The sequence below is a fragment of the Lactobacillus sp. UMNPBX6 genome (assembly GCF_002553975.1).
GTDB lineage: Bacteria > Bacillota > Bacilli > Lactobacillales > Lactobacillaceae > Lactobacillus > Lactobacillus gallinarum.
This window is the reverse complement of record NZ_PCZD01000140.1, coordinates 1-376: the sequence shown is the minus strand read 5'-3', so window position 1 is coordinate 376 and position 376 is coordinate 1. Positions and strand designations below refer to the sequence as shown.

Here is a 376-nt window from a genome sequence, read left to right as displayed (position 1 = left end):
CATATTCACTCTTATGCTAGTCATATTGAATACGGCTGGGGACCTTTTTCGCGCTATGTTAAAACTCCCCATGACTTTTATCGGATTGCAAAGCGAGCGGTTGATGATGGTTACCAGACAATTAAGCTTGATCCCATAGACCAAGAAACGGATAATACCACCCTTTCATCACGTGGATTACTAACTCAAGAACAATTAAACCGAGCATATGAGCGAACTGCTGCTGTTCGTCAGGCATTAGGTCCAAATAAACAATTAATTCTTGATTGCCATGCCAATTTAAGGGTTGAATCTGCAATTCAACTGGCACATAGACTCTTACCGCTAAAAATTTATTACTTTGAAGAACCGGTACCAACAATCGATCCCCATGACT

General features: G+C 40.7%; 1 protein-coding gene. It reads left to right on the top strand.

Features of this window, described 5'->3' with window-relative positions:
• Positions 1-376 (top strand): enolase C-terminal domain-like protein (locus tag CP357_RS10020; protein WP_304441174.1); only part of this gene is annotated, 376 nt, incomplete at both ends.